The following is a 26,338-nucleotide window of genomic DNA, read 5'->3' as shown; positions in this document are numbered from 1 at the left end:
AGAGCCCAGTAGAACGACTACTTTTGCTCATAGGCAATCATGACTTCATTGCGGCGCAAGAACGGTAATGTCCATGGTTCATCATAGCGTGCCAACTCAGGATCACCTGTAGGCGTTAGATTTTTGCTTTGCATCCAATCCTGTAGCTCTTGTGTCTTTTTATCTACTTTTTCGCTTCCAGTAAACCCTGAAAATTTAATCACACCGTACGTTTGTGCAGGTACTTCTACGATTTCAACGTCTGGGTTGTTTGGCTTAGGCAGTGTTTGCATCGTATATTTGCTAGGCATCGTAAATTGTACGCGCCACTTCCCGTCATCTTGTTGCATACTCACTGGTGCCGTCATCGCGATTTTTTGTGAGTCGCTACCCCCATCATTGTTATTAGGCTGCATGGTGACGGGGGCTGTCATGCTGATCTTACTACTGCCACCTGTTGGTGCGGTATTGTTACCAAAAATATAGTCTGCGAGTACTTTAAACCCTGCACGACTTGCCGCGCGCTGGTCACCGCTCACCCACGTCTGTGCTACGAGCTGTTCATCATAGCGACGTAGTTCAAAATCGCCTGTTTGTGCCAATAACGTGTACTCAGGTTCTTCTACATCAGCCGCCATCGCCCCTTTCGATATCAATAATAATCCGCCTGCTAATAATAAATACCCTGTCTTTTTCATATTGTTTTCCTAGTTTTTTAAAATATAGTTTCTTAAATTTTAATTTTTAAAATATGACTTCTTAAATTTTAATACTTTAACGTATAGCCTAATGACGCTAAATGCCTCACCAGTATGATTAATACTTTATCAATGACGACTCGTACTGTCTGTGTCTTTTGAGGTATGGTCTGTGTTTTTTGGTTATGACAAAGTGACCATAGCCAATGTTATTGAGTACCGCGTCCACCGTATATGGATAGCACTCAATATCTATGTCCAAAAAATTAACCAACAATGCTATAATTAGCGCCATTTTCATAGCTTACATAGCGGTTATCATATGCAATTTGTCTTACATAAAACGGCCAGCGGTGACACGCGTGCACGCCGTGGTACGGTTCATCTCAATCATGGCGATGTGCAAACGCCTGCTTTTATGCCTGTTGGTACTTATGGTACGGTCAAAGGTATGCTGCCACGTGACATCGAAGCCATCGGTGCTGATATTATTCTAGGCAATACTTTTCATCTTTGGCTACGTCCGGGTACTGAGGTGATTGATAAATTTGGTGGTTTGCATAAGTTCATGCATTGGGACAAACCTATCTTGACCGATTCTGGCGGTTTTCAGGTATTTAGCTTGGGCGCCATGCGTAAAATCACTGAGGAAGGCGTTAATTTTAAATCGCCTATCGATGGCGCTAAGGTATTTCTTTCTCCAGAAAAATCGATGCAGATTCAGTACAGCCTGAATTCAGATATCGTCATGCAGTTCGATGAATGTACGCCTTACCCAGCGACTCACGAAGAAGCAAAGAAATCTTTAGAGCTATCGCTACGTTGGGGACAGCGCTGTATTGATGAGCATAACAGATTGGGCAGCACCAACGCCTTGTTTGGTATCGTACAGGGCAGTATGTATCCTGATCTACGTCAGCAGTCACTTGAGGGCCTGCTAGAGATTGGCTTTGATGGTTATGCTATCGGCGGTCTATCAGTTGGTGAACCTAAAGAAGAAATGATCGATGTCCTAGACTACCTCCCTGATGATATGCCAGCAGACAAGCCGCGCTATCTTATGGGCGTTGGTAAGCCTGAGGATTTGGTTGAAGGCGTACGCCGCGGCGTAGATATGTTTGACTGCGTTATGCCTACTCGTAACGCGCGTAATGGTCATTACTTTGTGACGGGCGATGCAGACAATGCTGGTGTGGTACGTATCCGTAATAGCCAGTACCGCAATGACGAAGGTCCATTAGATCCTGAATGTGACTGCTATACTTGTCAGAACTTTAGCCGTGCGTATCTGTATCATTTGAATAAGTGCAAAGAGATGCTAGGAGCTCAATTGGCAACTATTCATAACTTGCGCTACTATCAGCGTTTGATGCAAGGGATTAGAGATGCTATTGAACAAGATCAGTTCGATGAGTTCGTGAACGAGTTCTATAGTAAACGTGGACAAACCGTGCCTGAGCTGAACTTACGTTAGTCTGTTGCAAGCCTTACTGATAGCTTTGATTATTGATAGCTTCATTGTTAAACATAGAAAAAGGGCTTAAGAATTATCTTAAGCCCTTTTTGCTGTGCGCTATTTTAACATTAGATGATTTAGTAGTGCTAAATCACTATTAATATTAGCCCATTAGCGACGTTACAAATACCACCACAACAGCGATTGGGGCGATGAATTTTGCAACGATCTGCCAAAGCTGCCATGTGCCATTAGACAAACCAAGCTCTTGCTGGATAGCACGTTGATCCATCTTCCAACCAACAAATAAGATAGCAGCAAGACCAGTCAGAGGTAATAAGAACTTACTGGTAAGCTTATCAAGTGCATCAAAGATACCATTACCCATGATAGTAAAGTCCGACCATAGGTTGAACGATAGCAATGCAGCAATACCTAATAGCCAGATTACCGTACTTGCAACGATAGTCGATACAGTACGACTCATCGAGGTACGCTCTTCTAATAACTCAACGGTTGGCTCAAGTAGTGAGATAGATGAAGTGATAGCGGCAAAGGTGATAAGCAAGAAGAACAATGCACCAATAATAGTACCTGCACTCATGCTACCAAAGGCAATCGGTAGACTAACAAAGATAAGACCAGGACCTGCAGCAGGGTCTAAACCATTACTAAAGATGATTGGGAAGATGGCTAGACCAGCAGCCAACGCAATAACGGTATCTAAAATAACAACCGTACGTGCTGTTTTTAGTAAGTTCACTTCACGGCCCAAGTACGAACCATAAGCAACCATGATACCCATACCAATTGATAGTGTGAAGAACGCATGACCTAGTGCTGCCAGCATAACGTCAGCTGTCAGTTTGCTAAGGTCTGGCGTGAATAGATAAGCCACTGCCTCACCAAAACCACCATTCATCACGTTATAACCAACGATAACGAACAAGATAACACCCAGCAATGGCATTAAGATCTTAGCTGTTTTTTCGATACCACTTGTGACGCCAATACCAACGATGACCGCGGTTAAGATCATAAATACGGTATGCCAAATCGTCAATGTACCCGCTGATGCGAGCATAGCATCGAAGGTTGCAGCGACAGAATCGCTGTCTTGACCCACAAAGCTACCTGTTGAGATTTTTGTAATATAGTTAAGTGCCCAGCCACCAATGACACTATAAAACGATAGAATCAAAAAGCCACCCAAGATACCAGTAGCACCAACGATGCTCCAGCTACGTGACTTGCCTTCACTAGCAGCGACATCTGCAAAAGTGTTGACTGGGTTTTTTTGTCCACGGCGACCAACTAGCCACTCAGCAACCAGTATAGGAAAACCAACCAGAGCGATACAGAATAAATAAGCAATAACGAAAGCTGAACCACCGCTTTCACCTACCATGTATGGAAACTTCCAAATATTTCCTAGACCTACTGCCGAGCCTACTGCTGCCAGTACAAAGCCAAAACTCGAGCTCCACTGTGCATGTTCTTGTTTGTTGATAGCCATTTTTTCCGTCCTCGTGCTCAAATTAACGTCACTGATAATCATCCTTGATCACCACAAATAGCCAGTACCACTACCGAACTATTCAGTAAACACTTCGATGTGAAGCGCCCAGTAACATTAAGAAAGAATTGTTTACAATATCGTAAACGCTCAGTTTCTGCTAAGCGACTAAAAAAGTCAAGTATTCATAAATATAAAAAGCCATAACAATTGGTTATGGCTTTTGGCGCTATTATCTTTTATTAATAACCTTTTGGCAAATTAAAAAATATAAAATGGCATCGTAGGTTAGTAGTCACAATACCCTTTTAGCGCACCACACCGCGGCGACTGTTTTGTAGTGAATCGATAAGCAGCTGTATTTTTGGCTCTTGAGGCAGTAGCTCATTGTTAAGCGTTTCGAGCGCTTGTACCGTCGTCAAACCTGACCTAAAAATCACACGGTACGCTTGACGAAGTGCGTTAATAGTCTCTTTCGACCAGCCTTTACGGCGCATTCCCTCAACATTCATACCATGGGTTTTGGCTGGATTGCCAGACACCATAGTAAAGGCAGCCACATCTTTTAGAATCAAGCTGGCCCCACCCACTAGACTATAATCATCTACCGTGCAAAACTGGTGGATACCTGAGTTACCACCTATAATTGTGTGATTACCGATGGACACATGACCTGCTACTCCGACGTTATTTGCCAGTACATTATGATCACCAATCACGCAGTCATGCGCCACATGAGTATTGACCATCAGTAGATTGTGGCACCCTATTTTAGTCAGCCCGCCATCCTGAGCAGTCCCGCGATGTAAGCTGCACGCTTCGCGAATGGTATTATGATCGCCAATCTCAAGCCAAGTGCGCTCTCCTGCATACTTCAGATCTTGTGGATCTTCACCAACACTTGCAAACTGATAAAACTGATTGTGCGCACCGATACGTGTTAGCCGAGTCACGACTACGTGGCGATGCAGTACCGTATGTGCGCCAATGGACACCTCATCACCAACGATACAATAAGGACCAATAATGGCAGTCTCATCAATCTGCGCAGATGGGGAGATGAGTGCTGTGGGATGAATCTGACTCATAGTGTGAACCCTTGTATCATTTAATACGAGTAAATAGTAAGCCCAATACAACCCATCTAGCCTTATTAATGATATTAATACTAGGCTGTATTGTTAAATATACCTGCTAATTATAATTGTAATGGTCGGTTTGATATCACTTTTTATGCGCTTTTATTGACTACGCACTTTTTCGCTTATGCATCTTTTATTTTTTGCTGCTCTTGGCGTGCAATCATAATTTGCGCACTGGCAGCAAGCTCATCTTCAACATGTACTGTACAATCAAACTTATAAATACCATGACGTTGCATGACTGTTTTTGCACGAATGATGAGTTGATCACCTGGAATGACACGACGCTTAAAGCGCACTTTGTCTACGCCTGCAAATAGGTAAAGATAACCATCTTCTGCGGTCAAACCAGCACTAATAAACCCAAGCACGCCCGAAACCTGCGCCATTGACTCTACCATCAGTACCCCTGGCATGATCGGCTCATCAGGAAAGTGACCATTAAAAAACTCTTCATTGATCGTCACGTTCTTGATACCCGTGATGCACTCACCAGGTGTACAAGCGACAATTCTATCTACCAACATAAAAGGATAACGATGCGGCAAATAATGCTTAATCGTCTGGTACGTTAGTGGTAGCTTAAGACCTTGCTCAGCCAAGCTTTTGATATCTTCATCAGTTGGGATATCTATATTGTTGCTGCTCATAATGCCGCTTCCTTGCTGTGTTTTGAATATTGATTGATTGTGTAGATTAATTACGACCAAGCTGACGAAAGCGTACTGCTGCACGTCGCCAATTAGCAGTTGGCATCGCAGCGGTGCCAGAAGAGTATGAACCAGCAGTTTTTATGGATTTAGTGACCATTGTCATACCAGACAGCACGACATCGTCTGTTATTTCGATGTGGCCTGTAATACCAACAGCACCGCCAATAATGCAGCGCTTGCCAATGGTAGTACTACCTGCAATACCCGTATGGGCGGCAATAGCTGTACCATTGCCGATACGCACATTATGAGCAACCTGTACTAGGTTATCAATAATAACATGGTTGCCAATGATCGTATCGTCAATGGCGCCGCGATCGATACAAGTCTGGCTACCAATACGCACGTGATCACCAATGACCACACGGCCTAATTGAGCAATACGCTCCCAACCTGAGGTACTAGGATCTGAAGTAGGTGCAAACCCAAAACCTTCAGCACCTACGCTCACCCCTGTATGTAGTCTAACGTGGCTGCCAATAACGCAATCATGGCCGATAACGACTTGTGGCTTGATGACACAATCCGTACCGATATCAGTATGTGCTTCGACGACCACATGGGACTCTAGCGAGCTACGTGACCCTATTTGTACATGCTCACCAATCACACAAAAAGGACCGATAGTAACCTCATCGCCAATAATGGCACTATCAGCAATGACAGCACTGGGATGAATTCCTTTGGACGATAGCTTACGAGCAAACAGCTGACTGGCGCTGGCATAAGCCAAGTATGGATTTGATACTACCAATGCTACGGCTGATGCAGGCACTTGATCCCGATACGAGTCTGTAACTAGAACGGCACCTGCTTGGCTAGTAGACAAGCTAGAGATGTAGTTAGGGTCTGCTAGAAAACTGAGCTGTTGCTCACCAGCAGTGGTTAGACTGCCAACGCTGACAAATGGTCGACATAACTGATCAGCATCCAGATCAGCCTTATTGATAATAGGCTGCCGCTGCTCGATCCGAGTGATAAGTTGCTCAATCGTTATCATAATGACTATTAATAGAATATAGGTGTATATAAAACGGTCGCCAAAACACATTGTTATTTTGACGACCTACTGGAAACTAATGACATTCTAACCTATTCAAATAAACATAAGCGCGGTTAGATAGATTTTATTAGTAATCTAGAATGTATTACCGATCTGGAACTGAACTTTTTCAGTCTCATCACCTTCTTGGTCATTGAAAGGCACCGCGTAACTGAGTGAGATTGGACCAATTGGCGTATACCACGTCACACCGGCACCAGCACTAAAGCGGAATTCATTGTCTTGCGTTAATAGAGGTACATCTGAATCATTAAAGGTTCTGTCTTCTTTATCAGAGGTATCAAAGACCTGACCACCTTCAGCAAATAGCACTGGACGTACTTGATCTGCCCAATCGCCTTTGAATGGCATCGGTAAAATCAGCTCGCTACCAAAAGTAACTAATGCATTACCACCAACCTCTTCTGCTAAAAAGGTTTGGTTATCTGGATCATTAATAGCATCAAAATAAACTTGCGACTTAGGCCCTAGAGTAGACGACTCATAACCACGTACTGAGCCGTAGCCGCCTGCGTAGAAGTTCTCGTAGAAAGGCAAATCATTACCATAGCCAAGCTTGGTGTAACCACGTGCGACTACATCTTTATATAGCGGATAATATACGTTGCCGCTATACACAAGTTTTTGATAATTTGCGTCGCCCAAACCGATAGTGGCATCGACACTATGGCTCATACCTTTAGTTGGAAATACTGGACGATCTAGCGTACTGTAGTCCCAACCAAGTAATAAGTTATAGGTTTGATAGTCATTTCTGAATGTCGAAACGCCATCATCGTCTTCGTCAAATGTTTGTGTACCACCATCATCAAGAATTTCTTGAGCATTCGAGATACCTAGGAAGCGACCGCCACGTACTTTTGTGTTATCAACATTGAGACCTGCACTAACACGCTTGGTTTCATCAACAGGATAGCTATAATTTAGCGTTGCACCATATGAGTCTGTCACATAGTTACTGACGTTGTCATCATCATACTTGGTCTTACGATAGTAGGCACTAACACCCTGCGAGACGCCATTTTCTGTGAAATACGGATCAGTATAGCCCAAACTATAAGAGTCACGTGTCTCCGAGCGAGAAAGTGCCGCTTTGACGCGGTTACCTGTACCCATAAAGTTATTTTGGGTCAAATCTAACTGGAACGTTACACCGCCACTCTGAGAGTAACCCGCTGCAATCGTTGAGCTACCAGAAGGCTGCTCTTCTACCGTGTAGCTAACATCTACCTGATCTGGCTGATTAGGCACTGGCTTTACATCGACATTGACCGCTTTAAAAAACCCTGTACGCATAAGGCGTGTGCGTGACAATTGGATCTTTTCGCTAGACGCAAGCGCCCCTTCTAGCTGGCGCATTTCACGGCGCAGCACTTCGTCTTGTGTTTTTAAGTTACCTGTAAAGTTAATACGGCGAACATAAATAGGACGTGCAGGATCAATGTAATAGTCTACATCAACCATTTTGGTATCGTCATTGATACGTGGTACTGGTCTGACTTGGGCTAGATAATACCCTTCGTTACCATAGCGTCTTTTGAGCGCGGCAGTAGTGGCATCTAATTTGGCTTGTGAGTACTTTTCGTTAGGTGCAAAAGTAACCAGCTCATTCAATTCATTGTTATCAAAAGTAGGTTTGCCTAAGAAATTGGTTTCACCAAACTGGTACTGCTCACCTTCAGTCAGACTAACTTCAATAAACACACTCTGCTTATCTTCACTGATATTTAGTACCGCATTATCTACTGCAAAACGTACATAACCATCATTCTGGTACAGCGCTTTTAGGTTTTCTAAACTGGCGGCCAGTTTTTCTTGTGCATATCGGTCAGACTTTGAGAGTAAACGTGTCCATGACGATTCTTTTACCGCAAAGACATCTTTGATTTCTTCGTCGCTAAAGTGTTTGTTACCGATCACATTGATATCGACCACTTTGGCAGGCTTACCTTCGATAAAACGCACATCGAGTTTGACGCGATTGCCATCGAGTACCGTCTGATCTACTTCGATATTGCTGTTGTAGTATCCTTGACTGATATACTGCTGTTGTAACTCATTAGCCACGCCTTGTAGCGTTGACTGCTTTAGTACATCACCAACTGACAAACCAGCATTACCAAGGCCTTGCTCAAGACCTTCTTTTGGAATGAGTTTGTTGCCCTCGAAGTTTACCTCAGCAATGGTTGGACGCTCAACCACGTCGAACCTTAGATTACCGCCTTCGACACGGCTTTGAATATCAGCAAAATTTTCAGTCGCATATAGTGCCTTGATACTGGCAGCCAAGCTACTGTCATTTACCGTATCTCCTACCGTAATAGGTAGGACCGGATAGAGGCTATCAGGGGTTAGGCGTTGCAAACCATTGAAACCGATGTCAGTGACTACAAATTCTGCAGCCTGTACTGGCATACTCATCATTGCTACAACTAACGGCAACCCAGCCGCGCTCATAAATAAAGGCGTACGCATAAACACTATCCGTCAATAAAAAACTTGCTAAAGTTAAGTTAAAAAATATATGTTGTCTAGCCCGTTTTGCATGAAGTTGCAACTCCATACATGGCTGACTCAGAACACTTTATATAAAATGCATCACAAAATAAACTAAAAATTACGATTAGTACAGAGGCTACGACACAAAATATCTTGCGTATCATAGCAACAATCAGTAGATAAGAGTCACTAAACCATTAGTATATCGTGATTTATCAAATATATTACGGATTAATCGATTAAAACAGCCTACTGATGTCATTACCAATTGCTAACACCATGAAACCTGCCAGTAAGAGTAAGCCGATATTTAACCCAACCATTTGCACCCCTTCAGAGAGCGGTTTACCACGAATCAGCTCAATAAAATGATAAACAATATGACCACCATCCAATACGGGAATGGGTAAAAGATTCAATACCGCCAGACTTAAACTAATAAGCGCGGCAGTCGATAGTACCATCTGCCAACTGATATCGAAGCTTTGTTTGGCAACTTTGGCAATGGTAATCGGACCTGATAGATTATCTAGACCAATCATTCCTGAGAGCATTTTGCCCATAGAGTCTACCGTCATCACGGCGAGCTGTTCAGTCTTCTCGAACGACTTGAACAAAGACTCACCAGGGCCATAGACTACGGTGGTTTTGTAAGCATCAGGGATCACGATCTCAGTTTGGTCTACCATAGCCCCGATTTGTCCATAGTCGTTGCCCATGTTGTCTTTTTTGCCTTGTGGCATGATCTGTAGCTGAACAGTCTTATCATCACGCAACACAGTGAACTCAAGCAATACCTCAGGATTATCACGAATGATACGCGTGGCGCTGATCCAGTCTTTGATTGCTTCGTTATTGATGGCTGTAATACGATCGCCTACTTGTAGACCTTGACGACTGGCGGCGCCATCAGGAGCCAAACCGCCAACAATCGGCGCAATCTGTGGCTGCCACGGCAACATCCCAAAGCTGGTCAACGCATCTTTGCCCTGTGCTTCACCCTGCATAAATTGGGTGACAGAAGCTTGATAGGTTTGAGTCGATTGATTGGCTTGGGTATCCGACTGTAGGGTGATGCTCACATTGTCCGTCTCGCCCATACGCCCTGCAAGACGATAGTTGATACCTTCCCACGTCTGTACCTCATGTCCGTCAATCGCAACAATCTTATCACCGACAGGCAACTGAGCCATTGCCGCAGGCGTATCTGGCAGTACCTGCCCAATCTTAGTCGCCAACTGCTCAGATGGTGTCATGAATAACACCCAAAAAAGCCCGATGGCAATGATAAAATTCATGATGGGACCGGCAGCAACAATCGCAATTTTTTTAAGTGGATGCTGATGATTAAATGCCAAATGCTGCTCATCTTTTGCGACATTGCCTTCACGCTCATCAAGCATTTTGACATAACCGCCCAGTGGTAAGGCCGAGATACGATAGTCGATACCGCTTTTTTTACTGGTCCAACCAAACAGTTTAGGACCAAAACCGATAGAGTATGTTAATACTTTGACACCGCACATCCGTGCCACAATATAGTGCCCCCACTCGTGCAAAGCGATGAGTGGACCTAAGACAAATATTGCTGCAAGAAGCGTTAGTAAAAACGTCATGATCTTTTCTCAGTAGGGTTCTTAGCATCTTTTATTAACATTGATATATTTTATCAGTACTGCCGTCGCGACTATCGTTTGGCTCAACCACACCTGGAGTAATTACGCCAGTTTTGCCACAAGCTTGTCCGTCAAGTGACGTGCTATCTTATCAATGGCCAATATATCTTCGATATCAGCAGCGGCATCTAGGGGTGGCAACTGTATATCATTCAAAGCTTGCTCATTAATATCTGCAATATCAGTCAAGCGTATTTGACCATTCAAAAATGCGGCGACTGCAATCTCATTTGCTGCATTTAAGACAATAGTCGCCTGCGTACCAGTTTGCATGGCTTGACGCGCCAAACGCAGACAGGCAAACTTTTGCAGATCAGGCTCAATAAATTCTAAACCACTGAGTGCAAACAAATCTAAAGGCTGCGAGCCACTATCAATACGATTCGGGTAGCTAAGTGCATGAGCGATTGGGGTTTTCATGTCTGGGCTGCCCAGCTGCGCTAAAAAACTGCCATCACTATATTCTACCATTGAGTGAATGATACTTTGTGGATGAATGACCACATTTATCTTGTCTTCAGGCAAGTCAAACAGATGACAGGCCTCTATCAGCTCAAGTCCTTTGTTCATCATCGTGGCCGAGTCGACAGATATTTTTTGCCCCATTGACCAGTTAGGATGTTTGACCGCTTGGGCCACACTTGCTTGCTGCATCTGCTCAAATGACTGTTGCAAAAATGGACCGCCAGAGGCAGTCAGCCATAGCTTACGGACACCATGGTCTGGCTCATGAATTTGGGTGTTGTCTTGTTGAATAGCAGGCGGTAAACACTGAAAAATAGCATTGTGCTCAGAGTCGAGTGGCAGCAAAGTGGCTTTATGCGTTTTGACTGCATTGATCATGACTTGCCCTGCCATCACTAGAGCCTCTTTGTTGGCAAGCAAAATACGCTTGCCTGCACGCGCCGCGGCTAAAGTAGACGGTAGCCCTGCTGCACCTACGATAGCGGCAACAACGGTATCAGTTTGTGGATCAGTGGCGATATCTACTAGACCTTCCTCGCCCCCTACGACATCACTATCGATTCCTGCTACTTTGAGCCTTTTAGCAAAATCATCTACCGCTGCCATTGGCACACTGACGCGCTTTGGCAAGAACTGCTGACACAGTGCAAACAGCTTGTCTAAACGGTAGTAGCCTGATAATGCGTAGACTTCGTAGAGATGCGGCTGCACAGCCAAAATTGCTAACGTACTATCGCCAATCGAGCCTGTCGCGCCTAATACGGCGATGCGTTGGGTCATAACCATTGATGCCTATGATATTTAGAAAGTAAAAGAAGAATAAACAAGATATGAAAAACTATAAAATGATGTAATCGTGAATAAGGCTGTGTATGAGACGCTCGCCAAGACAGTCACTTAGCTTAAGTATCATACTCATACACCAGCTAAGCGACCTTGTCATTTTATACCACTATTAAACCCAGCTGCTGTATCAGCCAAAAACCAAGGGCAAATATAGGCGTGGCAGATAACAATGAATCAATGCGATCTAATATACCGCCATGACCTGGCAAAATAGTTCCAGAGTCTTTGACATCAGCACGACGTTTGAGCATTGATTCAAACAAATCACCAAGTACAGAGGCAAGAATAGTGATTGCAGATAGTGCGGCAAAAGCAATTAGCGCAAGTCCTGTCAGCTGTAGCTGGAACACACTGATCGCAACCACTACCAGTAAACCGGTAACCAAGCCACCAGCTAAGCCCTCCATACTTTTATTGGGTGAGACATTGGGTGCCATCTTTCGGCGACCAAGCTTACGGCCAACGAAGTAAGCACCACTGTCAGCGCACCATACCAATAAGAACACGTAAAGGAGCCACCATGCTGATAGCTGCCACAGATAAAACATCGCTGTGATTGACGCTGTCAAAATGACCACACCCATCAATGCTAGTTGTTTACCATACCATTTGGTCTGCGTGGGGAATACTTTGACCCAAGATAACGCCATCAGCCATATGACTAGTGAAGCAATCCACCAGAAGAGCCAAGTCACCTTGAACATAAGCGACAATACAGTAATGACGAATACCAATAACACAAATACAATCGGCTGACGCCATTTCGGCATTAGTTTTGCCCACTCGTGAGCCGCAATAACCACGCCAACCGCTAGCAGCGGTGCAAATAACACAGGTGTTTGGCTCGCAAACATTGCAATACCAACGATAATAACGAGAACAATTGCCGTCTTAATTCGTTGCCACATACTTATCGAGCCTTATAATGATGATGAAAATACAGCCAAGAGATGTATTGTAATTGCTAGTCGATTATCGCCCAATAACAGCAGTGACACTAATTAAAGCGGTTTATCATTTTACAAGCAAGCGATATTGACCACTTATAGGGTACTAATTGAATTTTTATGACGACAAACACTTCAGTGGCTTTGCTGCTCTGTCACAACCTGCTCGCTAGTTTTGCCAAAGCGGCGTTGACGCTGTGCAAACTCGGCAATCATCGAAGCAATTTCTTGTGGGACAAAATCTGGCCATAAAGTTGGCGTAAAAAACAACTCGGCGTAGGCCGCTTGCCACAACAAGAAATTAGATATCCGGTAGTCACCGCCTGTACGCACCAGCATATCTACTGCTGGTACGTCGGCCAGTTGTACCTGCTCACCAAGCCTCTCAGCGTTGATATCTTCAGGATTGAGATCACCTGACTGCACCTGATGTGCCAGTTGTTTTGCAGCGTGGGCAATATCCCACTGTCCACCATAACTGATGGCAATCACTAACGTCATGGCCTCAAAGTTCGCGGTCTTTTGCTCAGCATCTAGCATTAATGCTTGCAGCTCTTCACTAAGCTGACTGCGATCACCAATGAAACGCAAACGAATGCGGTATTTATGCATACGCGGCATTTGCTCATTGATGGTCGATGCCAATAGTTGCATCAATAGTGCCACCTCACTAGGTGGACGTTGCCAATTTTCACTAGAAAACGCAAATACGGTCAGCACTTCGATACCAACATCGACACAATACTCAACCAAAGGATCTAGCGCATTTTTACCAGCGATATGACCTTGGCCCTTACCCAATTTATTGGCTTTACCGTAGCGATTATTGCCATCCATAATGATAGCGATATGATGAGGAAGAACAGTAGGTGCAATAGCGGCTGGAGAGGACATAGGCAAACTTGCTTATTATTAAGGTGAAACAATGATAACGTGTGCAGCAGCGATTAAAAAGCGTCATGTAAATAATTCACAAACTTATCGTCATTGAGAGATAAAATCCCTTAATAGATTGTAAACTAAACCATCTAATCTATAGTCTGCCATGTTGTGGGCAAACACTACAAAGTTATGGATAGATCAATAAATGCATATCGATATATCCAAGAATAAACAGCCAATAGTTATCACGTATTGGCTGTCACATTATAAATAGTCGATTGAATTGAGCATTGCTATAAATAGCAAGTGTATCAATATCAGACTTCCATCAGGTCGCTTTCTTTTTTGCTTAAGCGACTATCGATAGTTTCGATATATTTGTCAGTGATTTTTTGAATATCATCATTGGCGCGGCGCTCGTCATCTTCTGAGATTTCTTTTTCTTTTGCCAAATCTTTGATGTCATTCATCATATCACGGCGGATATTACGGATAGACACACGGCTGCTCTCCGCTTCTCCGCGTGCAAGTTTTTGCATGTCGCGGCGAGTGTCTTCTGTCAATGCTGGCATTGGCACACGAATCACATCAGCAGTCATTGGGTTTAGACCCAAGTCCGCTTCACGAATAGCCTTATCTACTGCTTGAACCATGGTACGGTCAAACGGCTGAACCAGTAAGGTGCGTGAGTCTTCAACGTTGACGCTTGCAACTTGGTTTAGCGGTGTATCAGAACCGTAGTAGCTGACCATGACACCTGACAACATGCCTGGATGGGCACGTCCAGTACGGACTTTACTAAAAGTGCTCTCAAGCGCTTCTAGTGTTTTTTGCATGCGTGATTCGCCGTCTTGCTTAATCTCTTTAATCATTATGTGTCCTTATTTATCGCTATCGACAAATTTTTTATTTACTATCAGGGTGTTAATTATAAGCTGCTTGCTAAACTCTGCGTTCAGTGCCACATCAATTAATGAAAAACGCGTGTCCCTTCGTTTTCGCCCATGATGACGTTCAACAGGGCATTGGGTTTGGTCATGTCAAAGACTTGTAGCGGTACATTATGCTCACGGCACAGTGCAATAGCCGTTAAATCCATCACGCCAAGTTTTTGCTCTAGCACTTCATCAAAAGTGAGACCGTCGTATTTTTTGGCATCAGCGTGTAGGCTTGGGTCTTTGTCATAAACCCCATCAACCTTAGTTGCTTTTAGGATCAAGCCCGCTTCGATCTCGATACCGCGCAGGCATGCTGCTGTATCAGTCGTAAAGAATGGATTGCCCGTCCCTGCAACGAAGATACAGACTTCACCGTTTTTGAGATAACGAATCGCATTACGACTGCTATAACTTTCGGTAACCTCACCAATTGGCAATGCTGACATCAGACGCGTTTTGATATTACGACGCTCAAGAGCATCGCGCATCGCCAGACCATTCATAACGGTCGCTAGCATACCCATTTGATCACCAGTCACACGGCCAACCAACCCTTCTTTTTGTAACTGTGCACCGCGATATAAGTTACCACCGCCGACCACGATACCGACCTGAACCCCTAATCCGCGCAAGTGAGCAATAGACAGGCTCATTTTATCAAGCACTTCGGTATCAATACCCATGTCTTTGCTACCAGCCAAGGCTTCGCCAGAGAGTTTTAGCAAGATACGAGCGTAACGCGGGTTTTTGTCAGACATGAGGTCACCTTATTATCATGAAATTATAAAGAAAATTATGGGTAAAACACAAATCAAGTTTAGTCGCAACGCTGCACTTAAAGACAAGCGTATTAAACAGGCTAAATTGCGCTAATTGTAGCAAAAACTGCCCGCCATTGGGCAATTTTCACTCGTATATCTTGTCAAACGCCTAACCTTGATAACTGGCAAATAGATCGTACTCACTAGCATCATCAATCGTTACCGTTAAGAACTGCCCAACTTTGACTTGAGCATTGATCTCATCGACATAGACGTGACCGTCGATCTCAGGGGCATCCGCATAGCTGCGGCAAATAGCAATATTCTCATCACTATCAATCTCATCGACCAATACCATTAAGGTTTTACCTACTTTTTCTTGCAGTTTTTGTGCTGAGATATCTTGTTGCAGCGCCATCAAGCGCTCATAGCGAGACTGCTTAATATCTTCAGGCACGTGATCTGGCAAATCATTGGCAACTGCGCCTTCGACTTCTGAATACGTAAAGGCACCTACGCGATCTAGGCGCGCCTCTACTAACCAATCAAGCAAGCACTGAAAGTCTTCTTCGGTCTCACCAGGGAAACCAACCACGAAGGTCGAACGAATCACAATATCAGGACAGATATCACGCCATGCTTTGATACGCGCTAAGGTGTTTTCGCTGTGCGCAGGACGTTTCATCGCTTTTAGGATACGATGGCTGGCATGCTGAAACGGAATATCCAGATAAGGCAACAGTTTCTTTTCGCCCATAAGTTCGACGACTTTGTCTACGTGTGGATACGGATAGACATAATGTAAGCGTACCCAAATCCCTAAATCATTCAATGCTTGGCACATGTCATAAAATTTAGACTTGAGCGGCATGCCATTCCAAAAACTGGTTTTATACTTTAGATCAAGACCATAGGCTGAAGTGTCTTGCGAGATAATAAGCAGCTCTTTCACGCCCGCCTTTTTGAGCGCCATGGCTTCATTCATGACATTGTCAATCGGACGCGATGCCAAATCACCACGTAGACTTGGAATAATACAGAACGTACAGCGATGATTACAGCCTTCTGATATCTTTAGATAGGCGTAATGACTTGGGGTGAGTTTGATACCCGCCTCATCAATCAGGTTTATTTTTGGATCGTAGTTGGCGTCCAAGCTGCGATTTGGTCTTGGCACATGCTGTGCAACTGCCGTAATTACTTCATCATAAGCATGCGCGCCCGTCACTGCGAGTACAGCAGGGTGCATCTCACGGATCTTGTCCGCCTCTTTACCCAGACAACCTGTAACAATCACCTTGCCATTTTTGCTAATGGCCTCGCCAATCGCGTCAAGTGACTCTTGAACCGCTGATTCAATAAAGCCGCAGGTATTGACCACGACCAGATCAGCACCATCGTAGTCGCTGGCAACTTGATAGCCATCACGGCTCAGCTCAGTAATGATACGCTCACTATCTACTAAGGCTTTTGGGCACCCTAGTGACACAAACCCAATCTTTGGTGCAGCGCTGACTGGCATCGTAGCCGTGGCATTCGCTGTCGAGGCTGAAGTGGCATGGCTACTTTGGACAATGCTGCGGTTTTGATTGTGGTTGGCTTTATGATGATAAGGTTGGCTAGTATTAGCTTGGCTGCTATCTGTCTGGCTCTGCTCTTTTGCCACAGCTGGCTTGGCAGGATTAAAGACGGTGGCAGTATCTTTTACGGCTGACGTAGGGATTGTCGTTGTCGTATTCACTGACTCGGTAGAAGTTTTGGACATGGCTGACCTTGCTAGAGATAAATTGGCTGAGCGCATTGTACGTTTTTTTTGCAAAAATCACCAGTTTTGCCGCTCTATAGTCTTGATTTGTGGTTAAATATTCAATCAAACATCCTATTTTTTGGGTAACATCCATGACCGCTGATTTTATCACTACCAAAACCACACCTGATTTAGCATTTGTATCACAGCATCTATTTACTGCTATTTTATGGGTTAATGACCAGTTATCGATTACACGTTTAAATGCACAAGCAGAGCAATTGCTGGCTATTAGCAGTGGAAGGTTAATCAATCAGTCTATCTTAACGCTATTGGCACCTGAAGAATTAAAACCCAAGGAAAGCGCCACTTTGGATAATAGCGACAGTAGTGAGAATGGGCATCTGGACGAGCCTATCTGCTCTTTAAGAGAGCGTTTTAGTCAAGCGCAAGATTACCAGCAACCGTTTATTGACCATGATCACCTCATCAAGACGCCATTAAATGGCAACCTACTACTCTCTGTTGACTATAGCGTGACGCCTGTGATCTATGAGCAGCAGTCATACTTCATCATTGAGATGTGGGGTAAAGATCGTCAAAGCCGTATATCAGAGGAGCAGCGACAGCAGCAACAATATGCCGTTGCCCGTCATATGCTGCGGTCAGTCGCTCACGAGATCAAAAACCCACTCGCAGGTATCCGCGGTGCCGCGCAATTATTGCAGCGACAATTTATCAAATTCAGTGATGTCACGACCACCAACAAGGATGCTACCGCTAGCAATACCTCATCGAGTATCAGCCCTGATACAAACAATGATTTGCAAAAAATGAATCAAAAACTGCGCAACTATACTGATATCATCATCTCAGAGACCGATCGCTTGACACATCTGATTGGGCAGTTGCTTGGCTCCAACCAACTACCAAACTGGCAGACACTGAATGTCCATGAACCCCTAGAGCATGTGCTGACTTTAGTCGTCAGCCAGTATCCAAAAATAGCTATACAGCGCGATTATGATTTGTCATTGCCTGAGTTATGCGCTGATAAAGATCAGTTGATTCAGGTATTTTTGAACATTATCAATAATGCTTGTGAATCTATGACTGAGTTTGAGCAAACGCTGCAACAGAATAAGCTTTCTGACTCTAAAGACGCATCATCCGCTGACGTGCAAGCCAATAGAAGCATTGGCTATCAGCCAACTCTGCACATTCAGACTCGCGTTGCCTTTCAGCACACCATTATAGGACAGCAGCACAAGCAAGTCTTGCAAATCACCATTACCGATAATGGTTCAGGCATTGATCCTGCACTCATTGGACAGATATTTTTCCCGATGGTGACTAGCCGTGCTGCAGGCACTGGTCTTGGGCTATCCATCGTGCAAGATATCATCAGCCACCACCATGGTATGATTGATGTGAGTTCTACAAAAGAAGCCAGTGACAATCAAACACGTTTTACTCTATATCTGCCCTTTACCCAGCCTATCGCTGAAACGTAGAACACATTATGCTCTAAAACTGCTAAATTATAAGACGCTCAATCCCAAACCAACAATAACAATTGCTCATTAGGCCCGATACATGACCGAATATAATGATAACCACAAACCTAAAAGCGATGCCAAATCCCCAATAGTAACCGTGAATAATACCCCAAGCGACCACCCTGCTACGCTATGGTTGATCGATGATGATGCTGCACTGCGTATGGTTTTGGCGGATACGTTTGAAGATGCAGGACTGACGGTAATCAGTTTTACCCAAGCGCAAGCAGCATGGACTCGTCTCAACGATTCGTTAAAACAACCAGAATCAGACGCTCAGCTACCAGATGTCATATTAACTGATATTCGTATGCCAATGATGGATGGTCTGTCATTTAGCGACTGGGTACATCAGCATTTCCCTGATATGCCGATTGTCATTATGACAGCACATTCAGACCTCACTTCTGCTATCAATAGCTATCAGACAGGTGCCTTTGAATACTTGCCCAAGCCTTTTGATTTAGATGATGCCGTTGCCACTATCTATAAAGCCATCAACTACCAACCAAACATGGCCGCAGCTGACTATCCAAGCGAACCTGACAGTCAGCTCTCCACCACTGATACCTCTGAGAGTGATGTACAACCTATAGCAACCAGCTCACCTACCAAAAACGCTAAAAATGACGCTGAAGTGATCCCTGATCCAAGAAACAATGGTAATCCTAGCGGCATAGTGGGTCAGTCACAGGCCATGCAAACGGTGTTTCGCGCCATTGGTCGATTGGCACAGTCCCCTATCTCTGTATTGATCACAGGAGAGTCTGGCACAGGTAAAGAATTGGTCGCCAGCGCCCTGCACCAACACTCACCGCGTAAGCAGCAGCCTTTTATCGCACTTAACATGGCAGCGATACCTCATGATTTGATTGAATCTGAGTTATTTGGTCATGAAAAAGGCGCATTTACTGGTGCAACGACAACCCGGCAAGGTCGCTTTGAGCAGGCTGATGGTGGGACTTTGTTTTTGGATGAAATTGGTGACATGCCTTTTAGCACTCAAACGCGCTTACTGCGCGTACTGGCCAATGGTGAGTTTTACCGCGTTGGTGGACAGCAGCCGATCCAAGTCGATGTACGCATCATCGCGGCTACTCACCAAAACTTAGAAGAGCTGGTCACCCAAAATCGATTTCGTGAAGACTTATTTTATCGACTCAATGTCATTCGTTTACCACTACCACCACTGCGCAAACGTCCCGAAGATATTCCAGCATTAGCGGCTCACTTTATGCAGTCTGCCGCTGAGCAGATGAACACGGCCGCCAAGCATTTACATCCTGCTGCCGTACAGATCATGCAAGCCTTTGACTGGCGAGGTAATGTCCGTCAACTTGAAAACGTCTGCTTATGGCTCACAGTAATGGCGACTGGTGATACCGTGACGGCTGCAGACTTACCACCTGAGCTGCTCGAAAATATCCCAGCAGACGCAGAGCTGTATCAGGAGCATGGTCTATCACCACAAGAAGTGACTCACACGCCTCAATTGCAAGACAGTGACGCTGCCATAAATAATGCTCAAGACGCTCCAAGCATCAAAGCCAGTCACGCTCTTGTAAATCCAAGTTGGCAGCAAGTACTTGCTATTTGGGCCGAGCAATCTCTCAACACAGGCGAGACTGATATTTTACAAACCGCAACGCCTGAGTTCGAACGGGTCTTATTGACGGCAGCACTCAATCATAGTGGCGGTAAAAAGATAGAGGCGGCAAGTTTGCTCGGCTGGGGGCGCAATACCCTAACCCGTAAATTACAGCAACTAGATATCTCTGCACCAAGAGTACCTTCCAAAGATTAATTGAGGGTTAAAGACGCTAAATTTAAATGCTATTAAAATCAGATATTTACAGAAATAACGAAAAATAATTGCGAAATAGTTAAAAATAATTGCAAATAGGGGTTGACCAAAAATTCAAACTCTATATAATAGCCAACCACTGAGACGCACTACCGAATCAGTTAACTGTCTAGATAGCGTTTGAATTTAATCGCTTTTGATGATAGAGTAACGGAAAATGGGGCTGTGGCGGAATTGGTAGACGCACCAGATTTAGGTTCTGGCGCCGCAAGGTGTGAGAGTTCGAGTCTCTCCAGCCCCACCATTTTCGGATAGTGATAAAAGTTCTCAAACCTATACTAGACCTGCTTTCGAGCAGGTTTTTTTATGTCTGCAATTTGAGTCTAATCCCACGATGGGATAGACCGTGGGATTGCACAGAACTGACCTATCACCCGCAAACCTTGTGTTTATTCGCGTACAGCGCCTTAACTTCTACATCCCATATATTTTAGCGTGGGATTGAGTATAAATATTCGTCATATCTCGTCATTTAAAACATCTAATTATCTGCCCTGCCCCTAGTTACGCTAAAGCCACCGCCAGGATCGTCATGGTCGTCGAAAACCATGTTTTTTTATCGTGGGCGAGGCGGGGCTTCGATTGCGTTTTTTGAAAGCCAAAAAAATCCGCTCGATTTAGAGCGGATATATTGATCTTAAAACTGGTTATTTAATCTTCATCTTTGAGTAGCGAGTAGTCTTTGAATCTGATGACTTCTTCACCTAGCCAATCGTTAATTTGTAGCATGGTCTGTTGTAAAGGCATGAGTTCATTGACTGCGAAAACTCTGGCTGCTTTGATTAGATCACCAAAGCCCGCCGCATTGGTTGGTGACGCCCCCATCAGTTGAGGTGGTACTCGATGAGCAGCTGCAATATCTATTCGACTCGCTTCTTTGATTTTAAAGAAGTCATCATTGGCACTGACTTCACTGATCGGTAAGATTTGGATTCCATCCTTTTTACCGTTGGGCGAATACATGAATAGGTTACGAAAGTTACCAGGACCTTTGCTGTCTTTCAAAGCTTTACGGATTGCATCGATGTCTTCTTTGTTTGTTGCTGGATCATTGATGTATAAGATGTACCCCGCATGACTACCATTCAAATAATACTTACGTCTGAATAACGTCGCTGACTCATCAAGCCAGGCTGCATTCAATGCGGACAGATATTCAGGTGCACCATACACTTCTTGATTAACATCAGGCTCTATAATATGGCAGATATTCTCTGCTTTGTACTTATGGGGTTCGGCCCAGCTATGCGTGGCAAAGTAGTAGCTTTCGCCATCAGTACCCACACGCATGTACTTACCTAATGGTACGTTTAGCTTCATAGTTTTTTTGGATCGTGACTGTACTCGCTCAACGTATGCGTTGCCAAACGTCAAATGATCTAGTGCAAGCTTACTGAAATCGCGATGTGATAGTAAAGGATGCGGTATAAAAGTACTGGCCAAGATATTACGCTTAACAAAGATAGCACTACTATGATGTGGCGATGCTCTCATTGTCTTAGACAAAGCATCTGGATCGTACGGCGGCGCATACCATAGTTGATGATTGTGACACTCACCCCAGTACAGACTTTGCCACTGCTCCATGACTGGTATCGGATCGCCAAACGTGAAAGCCTCCATACCAGGCATATCTACTGCATCAAGGTTTTCGGTTTCATTCATTAATATATCTCCAGTGCTGATTCGTCATCACCTTGAGCAATTGCCAAAGGTTCTCTATGTAGTGCATGCATAAGTGCCCACGCTAAGTCAGCATGACCAGTATCTTCATTGCGATCGGCTTTATAAGTCACTGCCCTTTCGCTATTGGTAATTGTTTTATGAATCGATGTGAAAGCCCCTACTACATCAGTCCACTCATGATCAAAAGATAGACGACCTTTCTTGATAACGTCTTTAGTCTTCAGAACAAACTGCTGTTTGAGCTCTGGGCTATAGTGTAGTTTGACGGCTTGCGGGTAGAACTTAATCACTGACTGATAAACACCAATGCCAAGACCGGTCACATCAATCGCTATATATTCAACGTTATATTTCTCTGTCATCTCTCTGATGACGTTCGCCTGTGCTTCAAAGTCTGGGTTTTTAAACTGCAAACGCTCTATGCCGCGTATCATGCCATTTGGTGTGGTTGGTGCTGCTAATATCACAAGTCCCGCGCTGTCACGGCTCAATGACGGGTCATAGCCAAGCCATACTGGCTGATTACCAAGTGGCCTTGGCGTGTAAGGCTTCCAGTCATCCCATATCTCTAACGTATCGACCATGCATGATTGCAACTCAGAAACGCTAAATGCTGATAATGTATCGTCGATAAATTCACACATCAGCAAGTTATTAAACTCGTCCTCGCTGTACTCCATGCGTAAATCATCAATATCAAATAAATCACATCCACCTTTCATCGCGTCATATACGTTGACGATTTGACGCCACTGCTTGTCACCGCAGACTTTGCCATTCTTCAGATTATGCGGCGTCACATCTATTTCGATGCGATCGTCACCTTTACGGCCACGGTTATACAGTTGACCAGTCCAAAACTTATATGCTTGATGTTGCTTGGATGATGGTGTCGATATGTATGTCTGACGCCATTTTTTGTGCATAGCCATACCTGATGCAACTTTCCTAAATTCAATAAACTTATGAATCCAGAAGTATTCATCCATGTAGACGTTGCCGTGATACGACTGCGCAGTGCGGCTATTGGTGCCTAAGAAATATAAGGTCGCGCTGTAGTCTTTTTCGGGCCCTTCTATATTTAACGTGATCGGATCACCGGTCAGTTCTATCCCTGCAGTTTCCATCGCCCATGCAATGATATATTCGCGGAATACTCGCGCCTGAGCCTTGGATGCGGATAAAAATATTTGATTACGGCCAGTCTCAATGGCATCAAGAAAAGCTTCACGCGCAAAGTACCAAGTTGCGCCAATTTGGCGTGACTTTAATAGGTTACGGATACGGTTGGTCAGACCTGCGCTATACCAGACTTTTTGATAATCAAACAAGCAATCTCTGAATGAATCTTTGAATTTATCGATGTCGTCTATCTGAATGACGTTGGATGGGTTTTTCTGTCCTGCTTTGCGACCACGATTAGATAGATTGGGATTAAGGTCAGATTGCTTGCCAGACTCTTTATATTTATGGATCTTGGCTATCCTCTCTACTTGACGACCAAGCAGATCAATCTCTTTGAAGTCTTTACCAGTCTTATCGTCCTTGTTAATCAGCTGAACCATACGCGCTTCGAGCGTGGACTCTACTCGATCTAGAGGCTTTGCCTCATCCCAGCCGTCTGATTTTTTCCATCCATCTACGGTCGTGCGCGGCGTACTGACCATCTCGCTAATCGCGCTGATACTCCAACCTTGCCAATAGAGACCACGGGCAACAGTTTTTGGATTTTCGCCAGTCGGTAGGGTGATAAGGGCAGACATTAACGCAGCTCATAAGGGTATGACGCTACTTTGGTTTATCAGCCTCTCTATATCATGCTTGTTTTGCGTGTATTTGCTCAATCCACGCTTTTTTGTTTTGTTTTTGCATATCGCAATAGGTCAAAGTAAAGCTTTGAAATTATGACCCCTAAACTCTCATTATTTACATCATGGACCGTCTATGACTACCAAGACTTTTCGAGTTGCACGAGCTGGCCAAACTACAGACGGCCGTGAAATAACTCGTGACCACATTACTCAAATGGCCGCTGGCTATAATCCAGAAGTATACGGCGCACGGGTGAATTTAGAACATTACCGTGCAATGTTCCCAAACTCTGACTTTCGCTGTTATGGCGATGTGATATCGCTATCGACTGAAGAAGTTGATGATCATTTATATCTATTGGCAGAAGTTGATCCAACGCCTGAACTGATCGCGCTCGCCAAGTCGAAGCAAAAGGTTTATTTCTCTATTGAGTTCTATCCAGAATTTGCTGATACCAAAGAAGCTTATATGGTTGGTTTAGCTTGTACCGATAGTCCTGCCTCACTTGGCACCAGCTATATGAAGTTTTGCCAACAGAACCCCGACGACAGCCCTTTATCTGCTCGCAAACAAAACCCTGACACCTACATTTCCACAGCCGAAAGCGCTTGGGAATATAAAGAAGAGCCAAAATCAGTCTTTGCAACTGTCAAAGAGATGTTTGCCGCCCCTGTCACACCTAAAACAGACAAAGATAAAGAGCTGGCCACCGCACAAGCTTTTGCTGAACTGCCGGCAACCATCAAAAGCTTCCAAGATGTTATGCAAACAATGGCAAGTTCTATTGACACGATCAACGCCTCTGTTGGGCATTTGAACACGACGGTATCTGATTTTGCTGAAAAGCAAAACGAAGTCGAAACGTCTTTGAAGAGCGTGCAAGACAATCTTGATAATACGCCTGAAGACAATTACACCCAGCGTCCAGCTGCAACCGGCTCATCTGATTACGTCAAATCTGACTGCTAATACTCCCTAATAGCAATACTTAACTGACTACTACACACATTAGGACATCACTATATGAAAACTATTACCCGTCAACAGTTTAATGGCTATTTGGCAAATCAAGCACAGCTGAACGGTGTACCCAATGCGACTGATCAATATACTGTCGTGCCATCAGTCCAACAAAAAGTTGAAGTGCGAATCCAAGAATCTAGCGAGTTCTTGAAAAAGATTAATATCATCCCTGTAACTGATCAAAAAGGTGAGGCACTTGGTCTAGGTATCAGCGGTGGTATCGCAAGCCGTACCAATACTAAAAGTGGCAAACGCCGCGACCCTAAAAACGTTGGCGAAGTTGGTCTTATTTATACTTACGTCTGTGAACAAACTAACTTTGACACAGCAATCAACTATAGCAAGCTTGACGCTTGGGCCCGTGTCCCTGAGTTCCAAGAGAAAATCCGCGATGCAGTCGTCAAGCAGCAAGGTCTTGATCGCATTACGATTGGCTTTAATGGCACCGAAGTCGCCGCCGATACTGATATCGAAGCAAACCCACTATTGCAAGATGTGAATATTGGCTGGTTAGAGAAATGGCGTACCAAAGCACCTGAATCAGTCATGACTGAATCAGAAGTCGGTACAGGTCAAGTTTCTGTTGGTGCGGATGCCGAACACTACAAAAACCTCGATGCCCTAGTCAAAGATTGCCGTAATCAGTTGATTGATCCTATCGTCCGTGATGACAGTGCGTTACGTGTCATTTTAGGTCGAGACCTGCATGATTCGCGTGACTTTAATATGGTCAACGACAACAACACGCCAAGCGAAGTCATCGCAGTAAACAGCCTATTAATGTTAGATAAAGTCGGTGGCGTGCAAATTGAGTCTACCCCTCCGAACTTCCCAGCTGATGCCATCCTGATTACTCCATTAGACAACTTGTCTATCTACTATCAAGATGAAAGCCGCCGTCGCCATCATAAAGATGAGCCTGAGTATGATCGTGTCGCATTCTACGAGTCAGACAACGAAGCTTATGTTGTTGAAGACTACAAAGCCGGTTGCTTAATCGAAAACGTTGTACTGGTCTAACCAGTACAGCAGTTTCGCAATCTAATGTAGCCAAAAGACTCAATGA

The 26,338-nt window shown here is 44.4% G+C and carries 20 protein-coding genes and 1 tRNA gene; 6 read left to right on the top strand and 15 right to left on the bottom strand.

Translation table 11 applies throughout. The annotated features are described in order from the left end of the window. Nucleotides 1-17 precede the first annotated feature (17 nt). On the bottom strand, nt 18-677 hold the full coding sequence (locus NJD71_RS00955; protein ID WP_319050056.1) for an SOUL family heme-binding protein: 660 nt from the start codon (nt 675-677) through the stop codon (nt 18-20). Between the two features lie 322 nt (nt 678-999). Between NJD71_RS00955 and tgt the strand changes: the two genes are divergently transcribed. Continuing rightward, nucleotides 1,000-2,151 carry a tRNA guanosine(34) transglycosylase Tgt gene (tgt, locus tag NJD71_RS00950; protein ID WP_319050055.1) on the top strand — a complete coding sequence of 384 codons (1,152 nt, stop codon included), beginning with the start codon at nt 1,000-1,002 and terminating at the stop codon, nt 2,149-2,151. A gap of 145 nt (nt 2,152-2,296) precedes the next feature. Here tgt and NJD71_RS00945 read toward each other — a convergent pair whose 3' ends face one another. The 12 genes from NJD71_RS00945 to rimO all read right to left on the bottom strand — a co-directional run bounded on the left by NJD71_RS00945 (nt 2,297) and on the right by rimO (nt 17,346). Then, nucleotides 2,297-3,649, bottom strand: coding sequence for a sodium-dependent transporter (locus tag NJD71_RS00945; RefSeq protein ID WP_319050054.1), 1,353 nt, complete (start codon nt 3,647-3,649; stop codon nt 2,297-2,299). Nucleotides 3,650-3,957: 308 nt separating this feature from the next. Then, nucleotides 3,958-4,737 (bottom strand): acyl-ACP--UDP-N-acetylglucosamine O-acyltransferase, encoded by a 780-nt coding sequence (lpxA, locus tag NJD71_RS00940; protein WP_319050053.1) that lies wholly within the window; start codon nt 4,735-4,737, stop codon nt 3,958-3,960. Nucleotides 4,738-4,913: 176 nt separating this feature from the next. Next, complete coding sequence (gene fabZ, locus NJD71_RS00935) at nt 4,914-5,441, bottom strand: 3-hydroxyacyl-ACP dehydratase FabZ (RefSeq protein ID WP_319050051.1); 528 nt, start codon at nt 5,439-5,441, stop codon at nt 4,914-4,916. A 46-nt stretch (nt 5,442-5,487) separates the two neighbouring features. Further along, nucleotides 5,488-6,504 carry a UDP-3-O-(3-hydroxymyristoyl)glucosamine N-acyltransferase gene (gene lpxD / locus NJD71_RS00930; RefSeq protein WP_319050050.1) on the bottom strand — a complete coding sequence of 339 codons (1,017 nt, stop codon included), beginning with the start codon at nt 6,502-6,504 and terminating at the stop codon, nt 5,488-5,490. A gap of 138 nt (nt 6,505-6,642) precedes the next feature. Next, nucleotides 6,643-9,042 (bottom strand): outer membrane protein assembly factor BamA, encoded by a 2,400-nt coding sequence (bamA, locus tag NJD71_RS00925; protein ID WP_319050049.1) that lies wholly within the window; start codon nt 9,040-9,042, stop codon nt 6,643-6,645. Between the two features lie 263 nt (nt 9,043-9,305). Then, the gene (rseP, locus tag NJD71_RS00920; protein WP_319050048.1) at nt 9,306-10,682 is read right to left on the bottom strand and encodes an RIP metalloprotease RseP; all 1,377 of its coding nucleotides are present in this window, start codon (nt 10,680-10,682) and stop codon (nt 9,306-9,308) included. Between the two features lie 102 nt (nt 10,683-10,784). Next, nucleotides 10,785-11,993, bottom strand: a complete 1,209-nt coding sequence (ispC, locus tag NJD71_RS00915; protein WP_319050047.1) for a 1-deoxy-D-xylulose-5-phosphate reductoisomerase — start codon at nt 11,991-11,993, stop codon at nt 10,785-10,787. A 158-nt stretch (nt 11,994-12,151) separates the two neighbouring features. Beyond that, nucleotides 12,152-12,961: a phosphatidate cytidylyltransferase gene (locus NJD71_RS00910; protein ID WP_319050046.1), complete on the bottom strand. Its 810-nt coding sequence runs from the start codon at nt 12,959-12,961 to the stop codon at nt 12,152-12,154. A gap of 174 nt (nt 12,962-13,135) precedes the next feature. Beyond that, nucleotides 13,136-13,894, bottom strand: a complete 759-nt coding sequence (gene uppS / locus NJD71_RS00905) for a polyprenyl diphosphate synthase (RefSeq protein WP_319050045.1) — start codon at nt 13,892-13,894, stop codon at nt 13,136-13,138. 305 nt (nt 13,895-14,199) lie between these two features. After that, a complete protein-coding gene (gene frr / locus NJD71_RS00900) occupies nt 14,200-14,754 on the bottom strand; it encodes a ribosome recycling factor (protein WP_319050044.1) in 555 nt (184 codons plus the stop codon). Between the two features lie 98 nt (nt 14,755-14,852). Then, nucleotides 14,853-15,578 carry a UMP kinase gene (pyrH, locus tag NJD71_RS00895; RefSeq protein WP_319050043.1) on the bottom strand — a complete coding sequence of 242 codons (726 nt, stop codon included), beginning with the start codon at nt 15,576-15,578 and terminating at the stop codon, nt 14,853-14,855. A 172-nt stretch (nt 15,579-15,750) separates the two neighbouring features. Continuing rightward, nucleotides 15,751-17,346: a 30S ribosomal protein S12 methylthiotransferase RimO gene (gene rimO / locus NJD71_RS00890; RefSeq protein ID WP_319050042.1), complete on the bottom strand. Its 1,596-nt coding sequence runs from the start codon at nt 17,344-17,346 to the stop codon at nt 15,751-15,753. Nucleotides 17,347-17,480: 134 nt separating this feature from the next. Here rimO and NJD71_RS00885 point away from each other — a divergent pair, with 134 nt between their 5' ends. From NJD71_RS00885 to NJD71_RS00875, 3 genes are all read left to right on the top strand, one after another. Next, a complete protein-coding gene (locus NJD71_RS00885) occupies nt 17,481-18,842 on the top strand; it encodes a two-component system sensor histidine kinase NtrB (protein ID WP_319050041.1) in 1,362 nt (453 codons plus the stop codon). Between the two features lie 82 nt (nt 18,843-18,924). Continuing rightward, a complete protein-coding gene (locus tag NJD71_RS00880) occupies nt 18,925-20,691 on the top strand; it encodes a sigma 54-interacting transcriptional regulator (protein ID WP_319050040.1) in 1,767 nt (588 codons plus the stop codon). 219 nt (nt 20,692-20,910) lie between these two features. After that, nucleotides 20,911-20,995: transfer RNA gene (locus tag NJD71_RS00875), tRNA-Leu, on the top strand. A gap of 407 nt (nt 20,996-21,402) precedes the next feature. On the opposite strand, the gene NJD71_RS00870 is transcribed toward NJD71_RS00875, so the two are convergent. Together NJD71_RS00870 and NJD71_RS00865 are read right to left on the bottom strand one after the other, a co-directional pair. After that, nucleotides 21,403-22,416, bottom strand: a complete 1,014-nt coding sequence (locus NJD71_RS00870; protein ID WP_319050039.1) for a phage portal protein — start codon at nt 22,414-22,416, stop codon at nt 21,403-21,405. After that, nucleotides 22,416-24,200 (bottom strand): terminase large subunit domain-containing protein, encoded by a 1,785-nt coding sequence (locus NJD71_RS00865; protein WP_319050038.1) that lies wholly within the window; start codon nt 24,198-24,200, stop codon nt 22,416-22,418. The genes NJD71_RS00870 and NJD71_RS00865 overlap by 1 nt, the downstream gene beginning before the upstream one ends. A 181-nt stretch (nt 24,201-24,381) precedes the next feature. Here NJD71_RS00865 and NJD71_RS00860 point away from each other — a divergent pair, with 181 nt between their 5' ends. Together NJD71_RS00860 and NJD71_RS00855 are read left to right on the top strand one after the other, a co-directional pair. Further along, a complete protein-coding gene (locus NJD71_RS00860) occupies nt 24,382-25,218 on the top strand; it encodes a GPO family capsid scaffolding protein (RefSeq protein WP_319050037.1) in 837 nt (278 codons plus the stop codon). Between the two features lie 54 nt (nt 25,219-25,272). Further along, on the top strand, nt 25,273-26,292 hold the full coding sequence (locus tag NJD71_RS00855) for a phage major capsid protein, P2 family (protein ID WP_319050036.1): 1,020 nt from the start codon (nt 25,273-25,275) through the stop codon (nt 26,290-26,292). Nucleotides 26,293-26,338: the final 46 nt, after the last annotated feature.

The organism is Psychrobacter sp. PP-21 (genome assembly GCF_033790785.1).
Taxonomy (GTDB): domain Bacteria; phylum Pseudomonadota; class Gammaproteobacteria; order Pseudomonadales; family Moraxellaceae; genus Psychrobacter.
Note: the sequence above shows the minus strand (reverse complement) of the source record. Positions and strands in the feature narration are given on the sequence as shown.

What these genes read in the sequence shown, in the direction of transcription:
- rimO (WP_319050042.1), bottom strand. Translation starts at nt 17,346, where the DNA reads ATGTCCAAAACTTCTACCGAGTCAGTGAATACGACAACGACAATCCCT.
- fabZ (WP_319050051.1), bottom strand. Translation starts at nt 5,441, where the DNA reads ATGAGCAGCAACAATATAGATATCCCAACTGATGAAGATATCAAAAGC.
- NJD71_RS00865 (WP_319050038.1), bottom strand. Translation starts at nt 24,200, where the DNA reads ATGTCTGCCCTTATCACCCTACCGACTGGCGAAAATCCAAAAACTGTT.
- NJD71_RS00870 (WP_319050039.1), bottom strand. Translation starts at nt 22,416, where the DNA reads ATGAATGAAACCGAAAACCTTGATGCAGTAGATATGCCTGGTATGGAG.
- NJD71_RS00945 (WP_319050054.1), bottom strand. Translation starts at nt 3,649, where the DNA reads ATGGCTATCAACAAACAAGAACATGCACAGTGGAGCTCGAGTTTTGGC.
- NJD71_RS00910 (WP_319050046.1), bottom strand. Translation starts at nt 12,961, where the DNA reads ATGTGGCAACGAATTAAGACGGCAATTGTTCTCGTTATTATCGTTGGT.
- bamA (WP_319050049.1), bottom strand. Translation starts at nt 9,042, where the DNA reads ATGCGTACGCCTTTATTTATGAGCGCGGCTGGGTTGCCGTTAGTTGTA.
- tgt (WP_319050055.1), top strand. Translation starts at nt 1,000, where the DNA reads ATGCAATTTGTCTTACATAAAACGGCCAGCGGTGACACGCGTGCACGC.
- lpxA (WP_319050053.1), bottom strand. Translation starts at nt 4,737, where the DNA reads ATGAGTCAGATTCATCCCACAGCACTCATCTCCCCATCTGCGCAGATT.
- NJD71_RS00860 (WP_319050037.1), top strand. Translation starts at nt 24,382, where the DNA reads ATGACTACCAAGACTTTTCGAGTTGCACGAGCTGGCCAAACTACAGAC.
- frr (WP_319050044.1), bottom strand. Translation starts at nt 14,754, where the DNA reads ATGATTAAAGAGATTAAGCAAGACGGCGAATCACGCATGCAAAAAACA.
- NJD71_RS00855 (WP_319050036.1), top strand. Translation starts at nt 25,273, where the DNA reads ATGAAAACTATTACCCGTCAACAGTTTAATGGCTATTTGGCAAATCAA.
- lpxD (WP_319050050.1), bottom strand. Translation starts at nt 6,504, where the DNA reads ATGATAACGATTGAGCAACTTATCACTCGGATCGAGCAGCGGCAGCCT.
- rseP (WP_319050048.1), bottom strand. Translation starts at nt 10,682, where the DNA reads ATGACGTTTTTACTAACGCTTCTTGCAGCAATATTTGTCTTAGGTCCA.
- pyrH (WP_319050043.1), bottom strand. Translation starts at nt 15,578, where the DNA reads ATGTCTGACAAAAACCCGCGTTACGCTCGTATCTTGCTAAAACTCTCT.
- uppS (WP_319050045.1), bottom strand. Translation starts at nt 13,894, where the DNA reads ATGTCCTCTCCAGCCGCTATTGCACCTACTGTTCTTCCTCATCATATC.
- ispC (WP_319050047.1), bottom strand. Translation starts at nt 11,993, where the DNA reads ATGGTTATGACCCAACGCATCGCCGTATTAGGCGCGACAGGCTCGATT.
- NJD71_RS00955 (WP_319050056.1), bottom strand. Translation starts at nt 677, where the DNA reads ATGAAAAAGACAGGGTATTTATTATTAGCAGGCGGATTATTATTGATA.
- NJD71_RS00880 (WP_319050040.1), top strand. Translation starts at nt 18,925, where the DNA reads ATGACCGAATATAATGATAACCACAAACCTAAAAGCGATGCCAAATCC.
- NJD71_RS00885 (WP_319050041.1), top strand. Translation starts at nt 17,481, where the DNA reads ATGACCGCTGATTTTATCACTACCAAAACCACACCTGATTTAGCATTT.